General features: G+C 34.5%; 6 protein-coding genes. 2 read left to right on the top strand and 4 right to left on the bottom strand.

The window, feature by feature from the left end:
• Positions 1-464: 464 nt before the first annotated feature.
• Positions 465-1,391, bottom strand: coding sequence for a LysR family transcriptional regulator (locus tag V7164_RS19080; RefSeq protein WP_335354924.1), 927 nt, complete (start codon positions 1,389-1,391; stop codon positions 465-467).
• Between the two features lie 149 nt (positions 1,392-1,540).
• Between V7164_RS19080 and V7164_RS19075 the strand changes: the two genes are divergently transcribed.
• On the top strand, positions 1,541-2,053 hold the full coding sequence (locus tag V7164_RS19075; protein WP_335354923.1) for a GNAT family N-acetyltransferase: 513 nt from the start codon (positions 1,541-1,543) through the stop codon (positions 2,051-2,053).
• 171 nt (positions 2,054-2,224) lie between these two features.
• On the opposite strand, the gene V7164_RS19070 is transcribed toward V7164_RS19075, so the two are convergent.
• Positions 2,225-3,106 carry a LysR family transcriptional regulator gene (locus tag V7164_RS19070; protein WP_335354922.1) on the bottom strand — a complete coding sequence of 294 codons (882 nt, stop codon included), beginning with the start codon at positions 3,104-3,106 and terminating at the stop codon, positions 2,225-2,227.
• 107 nt (positions 3,107-3,213) lie between these two features.
• Here V7164_RS19070 and V7164_RS19065 point away from each other — a divergent pair, with 107 nt between their 5' ends.
• Complete coding sequence (locus V7164_RS19065; RefSeq protein WP_335344163.1) at positions 3,214-4,317, top strand: citrate synthase/methylcitrate synthase; 1,104 nt, start codon at positions 3,214-3,216, stop codon at positions 4,315-4,317.
• A 402-nt stretch (positions 4,318-4,719) separates the two neighbouring features.
• Here the strand turns inward: V7164_RS19065 and V7164_RS19060 are convergent, their stop codons facing one another.
• Together V7164_RS19060 and csaA are read right to left on the bottom strand one after the other, a co-directional pair.
• Positions 4,720-7,818: an EAL domain-containing protein gene (locus V7164_RS19060; protein ID WP_335354921.1), complete on the bottom strand. Its 3,099-nt coding sequence runs from the start codon at positions 7,816-7,818 to the stop codon at positions 4,720-4,722.
• 310 nt (positions 7,819-8,128) lie between these two features.
• Positions 8,129-8,458, bottom strand: a complete 330-nt coding sequence (csaA, locus tag V7164_RS19055; protein ID WP_335354920.1) for a chaperone CsaA — start codon at positions 8,456-8,458, stop codon at positions 8,129-8,131.
• Positions 8,459-8,536 lie beyond the last annotated feature (78 nt).

Here is an 8,536-nt window from a genome sequence, read left to right as displayed (position 1 = left end):
ATATAGTTTACAATCACTTATTTTCACATACATTTCTTTATTCATTTAGTCCATTCCTCTCATTAGCCAACTATCAGTTAGTTAAAATTTAATAATTTCAACACTACTTCTTCAACCAATTTGCCCTTACTTTAAATACATTTCTTCTTTGTTTACCTTCATATCTAATTAACCCCTGAGCAATATGGCCTTTCCATAAAAAAAGGCGCGTTCCCAAATAAACACGCCCGATTGTTGAAATTCGTTTTTAAAGTAAGTAACCCGTTATTAATTCAATTGATTTTGCTTGAAACAATTTATCAATATAATAAACTATTCAATTTTACCAATATAACTTGCTTTGAGAAATTTGACCACTTACTTTCACAATAAGTTGATCATCTTTTAATTCGTAATCAGTAATACCTCCAAACAATACCTTCAATAATTTGGTTTATACTTTTAGATGCACTAGAACTGTACACTTACTTTCTAATATCAATAGGCATAGATTTTTCCAAAGCTAATTCTAAAAAATCAATATATACTAGAACCTCTTCCGGCAAAAACACATCGTTTCGTTTCACCAATCCCACTTGAATTAGATTGCTTCTTTCTATTGGAATAGAGATAATATTGGGGTTCATGTAATTATTTACGATACAGCCTGTTCCAATGTTGTAGGCATCTGTATTGGACAGGAGATTATTCGTGGCGCCTCTATCCTTTAAATAGACCACCTTCCCAATATCGTCTACACTATTGGATACTTCCGCAAAGTGAAGCAGTACATCGTCCTGCTGATAGGTCAAAAAGGGATAGTGCCTTAACTGCTCCAAGGTAATACATTTGAGATGAGCTAGAGGATGCTCTTTACGGAGAAAGACATGTTGCTTTATTGAAGCAAGTGGAGTAAATAGTATTGATTTTGAGGTAAAATAACGCTCAAAAAAATTCTTGTTTAAATCAGTCAGAGTTAAAATTCCGAGGATACTTCTGCTTGCATACACGTCATCAATTACCTCGGTTGACATTCCTTCCCGAATCGTAAACTCATATTTTTGCTCGTTTAAATAATCCATCATATTTGCAACAGCCTCTATCGCAAATCCATAATGTTGAGAGAAAATAGAAAACTTTGTTATGTCCGCTGCCTTCTCCTTATTGAAATGATAGACGACAGACTCCATTTGTTCCAAAAGGGTTTTAGCATAAAATAATAACTCTGTACCATCTTTGGTGAAGACAACGCCTTTATTCGTTCTATCTAAAATCGTAATTCCTAACTCAGCTTCCAGATCACGTACTGCTTTGCTGATACTGGGCTGTGTCACGTAAAGTGCGGAGGCGGCATTACTGATAGAATTATGCTTGGCAATCTCCACTAAATAACGAAATTGTTGGAGTGTCATGTCCGCACCGTCCTCTTAATTAATTCGCTAATTGCTTTGCCATAACTTTATCCTATGGCAAAAGATTAAAAAGTTCAATTTTACGTTTTGTTTAGTGCGTTCTAAAATAAATTAGAGATTAAAAAACTTATTGTGGAAGGAAGACAAATATGATAAGAGAAGCAACCGAAAAAGATTTATTGGACATTTTAGATATCTATAATGATGCCATTCTCAATACTACTGCTGTATACGCCTATAAACCCCAAACGCTTGAAAGCAGACAAGTTTGGTATGAACAAAAGATGAGTGAAGGTTATCCAATATTAGTGTGCGAACAAGATAATAAAGTAGTTGGATTCGCGACATTCGGTCCTTTTAGAACCTGGCCGGCATATAAATATTCAATTGAACATTCTGTTTATGTGGATAAGGAATACAGAAAAAAAGGAATTGCGACTTCTTTAATGAAAGAATTAATTGCTATTGCCAAGGAAAGAGAGTATATGACCTTAATTGCTGGAATTGATGTAGCAAATGAAAAAAGCATTGCCATGCATAAAAACTTTGGCTTTGTTCATTCAGGCACAATAAAAAAAGTAGCTTTTAAATTCAATAGATGGCTTGATTTAGCCTTTTATCAATTAGAACTTAACGGACCTAATAATCCTGTAGAAGAATAATAATATTCGTTGCATACTTATAAATAGATCATAACTGAAAGGTGAAAGCTGTGACTGAATGGAATCCATTAGCAAAAGAAAAAGCTTTTAGGAAGTTCATGGCTGAATTGAAATAGGGTTAATGATGCTTGATAATTTCTTCTTTTTTGACAACCAAATGTAAGTCCTTTATTATCCAAAATAATATTTGGAAATCAAATTAATGAACTCTTTCTCAAGATCCCCTTTTCTTTTCACAATAATAAAAGTTGAAACAGTAGGTAGTGTGAAAAGGTCGAAATGTGGTTGCATTAGTTTTCCTTCTATTAACTCACGCCTTATAATTGAGTGCGGTAAAAAAGATATGCCGAGGCCCTCCTGAATAAACCGATTTACAATGTGTGCTTGTGTAACTTTCATCGTTCGGATACGCTTTACATGTTTGTTCAGCTTATTAAGCAAGCTATCCCAATATACTGGATGATGGTGAGTGAATACATAATCTTTCTGTAAAACTTCCAATGCGTCAATTGGAGGTCCACTTTCTTCATCATATGAATCAGGTGAAATGACGAACAGGATTGGGTCATCGTAAATTGGTATCGACTCTATATTCTTTAATTTAGTGTCTAGTGCTGAAATGCCCAAATGCACGTCCCCGTTATCGACGAGTTGTTCAATATTAGCTGATTCTTCAACACGGATACTGATTTCAACGTCTGGATGACTCTCCATAAACGTTCGTAAAATATATGGCAATATCGTTTCGGCCATAAGTGGGGAAATAGCAATAGCCCAGTTTTTACGAAATCCTTGTGCATATGTATGAATCCGATTTACGCTCAGTTCCATCTGTTCGACTAGTTTCTTTGCCTCTTTATAAAAAAGCTTTCCGACATCGGTCAATGTGACGCGGTTGTTCATTCGATCAAAAAGCTTTGCCCCAAGGTATTCCTCTAATAACCGGATATGAACGGTCACACTTGGTTGAGAAATGATTAGTTTTTCCGATGCTTGACGAAAATTAGTCGTTTCAGCCGCTACAATAAAGGTTTTCAACCACTGAAGTTCCACAAAACTCCTCCTTGTATAATTAAAAAAATTAATCATTTCAATATAAAACATTCAATTTCTATAATCATATAACACCGCTATACTAAAGAAAAGAAGGAGGAATCAGAATGTTCAAAAAGGGATTAAAAGATGTCGTGGCTGTTCAAACAAACATAGCTTCTGTCAAAGGAGATATAGGGGAATTACGCTACAGAGATGTTTTAATAGACGAACTTATTCCCTCTCATTCGTTTGAAGAAGTAGCATATCTTATTTGGCAAGGAGTGTTACCAGACGAAAGTGAGCTAAGGCTTTTGAAAATTAAATTAATGAATGGGAGAGAGTTACCTCCCCATGTTCTAGAAATCCTCGACGCTTTACCAGCAGAAATACCATTGATGGATGCAGTCCGTACAGCTATTTCCGCATTTGCACATGCTGGTTTTACAAATGAACCTATCAAAGAGCAAGCAATTATTCTTACTTCCGCAATTCCAGTAATCGTAGCCATACATTATCGAAAACAACAAGGTTTACCTTCCATCAACCCTAATCCTAATTTGTCACACATAGCTAATTACTTATGGATGCTAAATGGGAAGCTTCCAAACCACCTACAAGTTGAGGCACTTGAAACATATTTGAAATTAACAATGGAGCATGGGTTAAATGCAGCTACGTTCGCTGCGCGTGTAACAATTTCGACAGAATCAGATTTAACCGCAGCAATCACATCTGCAATTGGTACAATGAAAGGTCCTTTGCATGGAGGAGCACCTTCAGGAGTTATTGAGTTACTTGAGGAAATAGAAAAACAGGAAAACATCATAACAGTTATAGAAGAAAAACTTCAAAATGGGGAAAAAATAATGGGATTCGGTCACAGAATCTATAGGACAGAGGATCCACGATCCATTCTTTTGAGAGATAAATGTACCAGTATGTACGGAAAAGATGAATGGTTAGACTTAGCAAGTGTAGCTGAAAAGGAAATAATTGATTTACTCGCACAGCATAAGCCTGACCGTAAACTTTATACAAACGTCGAGTATTATGCAGCTGCCATTATGCGTTCTATAGAAATGCCACCAGAACTTTTCACACCGACATTCAGTGTGGCAAGAATTATTGGTTGGACTGCACATGCAATAGAACAACTGCAAGATAATTCAATTTTCCGCCCTCAGTCAGAATATATAAGATACGAAAAAAATCGCAGGGCGCATGCATAGCCCCGACAAGCGTTAGAGTGCTTGAAATAAAGGCTATTTTTTCTTTTATCTTCAAGTCTGAAGTGACTCGAGGGGGTTGACTCCGAGAGTCAAGACAGGACATCTCCACGTTATTTATCCACAATTCGGTATTTTTATCGTACGCTAAGCTTTAAGAAAAAGCGCATTTCTTATTCTAGAAATGCGCCCGATTGTTGAAGATCAGTGGCTGCTGAAGATGGCTCGCACTTATTGAACTCTAGCACCCGTTAGTTTAAGTACAATCCTTCACAATCTAATTAATTTCATAACAAATGAATAAGCCATTGGAGGTTTTTTCGTTTGCTTTTAATGGCGTTGTATTACCTTAGTGCATATTCTTTTCCTAACTGCTATATATGGTTTAATTCATTAGGTTTCTTCCTATTGACAAGTTTTTATTGGTAACCTAACTTCAACCGTAGTACCTTCATTTTCTTTACTTTTTACTTTTATTGACCCATTATGTTCCCGAACAATTCTAAAACATATCATTAAACCTAAACCAGTACCTTTTTCTTTATTACTATAAAACGGCTCACCTAATTTCTGAACTCGCTCCTCACTTACCCCAATTCCATTATCGATTATTTTTATTAGGACATTTTTTCCTTCTATACTGCCTTGGATTTCTACAAACCCATTTTTAGGAATTGCTTCAATGCTATTTTTAATTATATTAATGAAAACTTGTTTTATTTGGTTTGTATCACACATAATCTGAGGAAGGTTTTGTTTATACTCTTGGAAAATTTCTGCGTTTTTCAAATTTGCTTCTGGTTTTAATAATGTCTCAACTTCTTTAAGTATAGTTTTAATATTAACCTTTTCTAATTGAATTTCTTTTGGTTTGGCAAGATTAATAAATTCTTCGAGAATTTCCTCAACTTGTTTAAACTCTTTGGAAATTACTTCGAAAAATTCTTTCTTCATGATTCCTTCCTCTAAAAGTTGAATGAATCCCTTTATTGAAGTTATAGGGTTTCTAATTTCATGTGCAACACCTGCAGCAAGTTGACCCACAACTGATAATTTCTCTGATTTTGAGAGCTGTTCTTCCATTTCCCTTTTTTCAGTAATGTCTCTCCCCACTACTATAAAATGTCCTGGATCGCCATTTTCTCCAAGGACTGGGGTACCTAGTCCTTCAAATAATAACGATTTCCCATCAACGTTCACAAAACGAGCTTCCATCCTTAATGGATTCATAGTATTTAGTACTTTTTCAAATCCCATCATTACGCTTTGCTTGTCATCAGGATGTATTAAATCAAACGATCTTTTACCTATATATGATTTTAATGGGTTACCCATTACTTTTCCAAGGGAAGGTGATGCATACTGTATCGTTCCATTTATATCCAATAACATTATTATGTCCGTCATGTTTTCAGAAATCAGCCGATATTTAGCTTCGCTTTCTTGTAAAGCTTTTTCCGCTTTTTTGCGTTTCGTTATATCTATACATGAACCTATGACTTGTACTACTTCTCCCGCTTTTTTAATAGGACGTAAAGTTGCAAGATAATTAATTCCATTTAGCTCTTCCTCATAAGTAACAAATTCCTCTCCTTGCCATGCCATCTTATAGTAGGCAGTTTTATCAAGGGCAGTTCTATAAGGAAGAAAATCATCTAATTCTTTTCCTATCACTTGAGAAGGAATCATTCCAAGACGGTATAATAATTCCCCGTCACATTGTGTATGAATAAATCGTTCATTAATTTTCTTATACTTAAATATCATCCCTTGCTGCAAACGAATCGTATCGTGTAACTCTCTTTGGGCAGATTCCAATAATTCTTTCAATAACAATTGTTGGCTTATATCTTTAGGGATTCCATGTTCTTCAACTATTTTTTCGATTTCAAACCGTTTTTCTTGTACTTGGGGTGCTGTTAAGGGCTTACTTAAAAAATATCCTTGTCCTTCATCACATAAATGTTGTTGTAGAAAAACTAGTTGTTCTTTTGTTTCTATTCCTTCTGCCACTACAATCAAATTCAAATTATGAGCCATTGAGATAATGGTTTTAACTATGGTTTCATCATTTGGGTTGTTTCGAAGTTCTTTAACGAAAGACTGGTCGATTTTTAAGGTATCAACAGGAAAATTTTTTAAGTAACTTAATGAACTGAAACCTGTACCAAAATCATCGATACTAACATGGACTCCAATCTTTTTAAGCTGTTGTAACATTAAAATTGTGCGGTCAATATCAACTGTCATACTTTCAGTAATCTCAATTTCTAAAAAGTGTGGTTCTAATCCTGTTTTTTGAAGAATGGATTCAATGGTATCAATAATATTAGTCTGATTAAGTTGAATAGCTGATAAATTGACGGAAACAACAGTTGAAAAACCTTGTTGCTGCCAAGTTTTATTTTGTTTACAGGCAGCATTCAAAACCCATTCTCCAATAGGTAAAATTAATCCTGTCTCTTCAGCAATAGGTATAAATGTTTCTGGCGACACCATTCCCCATTCTGGATGGTCCCAACGAAGTAATGCCTCAACACCCACAATTTTCCCCGTATTTAAATTGATTTTAGGTTGATAGTGAAGTAATAACTGATTATTTTCTATCGCCTTGTGGAGCTCTAACTCTAATTTTAAAGCGTCTACTCTTCCTTCATTCTCAACAAAGGCGTAGAACTTATATTTATTTCTACCCTCTTTTTTTGCCTGATACATTGAATTTTCCGAATGTTTTATTAATAATTCTTCACTTTGTCCATCCTTAGGAAACTGGCTAACCCCAACACAGATTGAAATTCTTATGTCAAACCCATTTATACAAAATGGACTTGAAAATGATTCAATTATTCGTTCAATCACAGATGAAATTTCATTATCATCAAGGTTTTCCAACGTTAGAAGAAATTCATCTCCAGAGTATCGAGCTATGAAACCAAATTGATTTATTTTTTTCTCAATTTGTCTTGAGATTTGTTTTAATACCAAATCACCTACTCCATGACCATATGTATCATTTACATTTTTAAAATTATTAATATCTATAAATAAAACAGCAAATGAACCACCAATAGATTGTGATTGTAACTTGCGTTTTAAGTATTTATTAAAGTAAAAACGGTTCGGTTTTTCTGTTATAACATCGTAATTAGCTAGGAAATTAATGTTTTGAAACTCTTTCTTTTTTTCTGTAATATCTCTAAAAAGTACAGACAAGCCTTCCTTAGAAGGAAATGCCCTTATTTCATACCATCTATTATTAAAAAACTCTTCAAATTCTACAGGTACTTGTTCCGACAATGCCCTTTTATATCGTATTACAAATTTATGCAAGTCACTGTGTAGTAATACATCATAAATATATTGCCCAATCGCATTTTCTCGTTTAATTTGTAAAAGTTTTTCTGTAACATTATTTATATATTCAAATTTAAATTCATTATTTAACGAATAAAATGCATCGGATACTCGCTCCAAAACATCCTTAGTATTGGTTATAGCACTCAATGGTGATCTCCTTTCGTTAGAACCTAAAAAAGGAACTAAATTATTCACTAATATATTATACAGTTATTTTCCATTGCAACGACAAATTTAATATTATACATCGATATTCTTAAAACACCTTGAGCTTTCATCCATCATTAATCCCTTTTTGAATAGTGTACCTAGCATCATGGTATTTTTCGCTCTACAACTAATTGCTTCGTTCGCTCAACAAGAAAAAGCTGCTCAGTTAATGGCAGCTGGATCTTTAACTCTTGCACCCGTTAGTCCAACAAGAACTACTCATAAAATTTCGGTTGTTTTCGAATTTCTACGTTATAGGTGTTCCATTTTTTACAGGTTCATCTGGCTTTAAAAGTACCACATCACCTTCTTCTGGGACACCTCCAATTACCAATACCTCAGAGTTAAAACCTGCAATACGTCTTGGAGGAAAGTTTACTACTGCAACCACTTGACTACCAATAAGTTGTTCGGGTTTATATCTTCGTGTAATTTGAGCCGAGGAATGTTTAATGCCAATTTCCCCAAAATCAATTTCTAATTTTATTGCAGGTTTTCGTGCTTCCGGGAAAAGGTCTGCTTTAATAACAGTACCAACACGGATATCCAATTTCAAAAAGTCCTCAATTGTTGCCATAAATGCGCCTCCATTTTTTTACTGGTGTTCCAATTATAACAAATCACTTAAATATTTACTAAACTAGTCGAGTAGAAG

Origin of the sequence: Bacillus sp. JJ1474, from assembly GCF_036965225.1 — a bacterium.
GTDB lineage: Bacteria > Bacillota > Bacilli > Bacillales > Cytobacillaceae > Cytobacillus.
The sequence above is the reverse complement of the archived record's forward strand: the minus strand, read 5'-3'. Positions and strand labels throughout refer to the sequence as shown.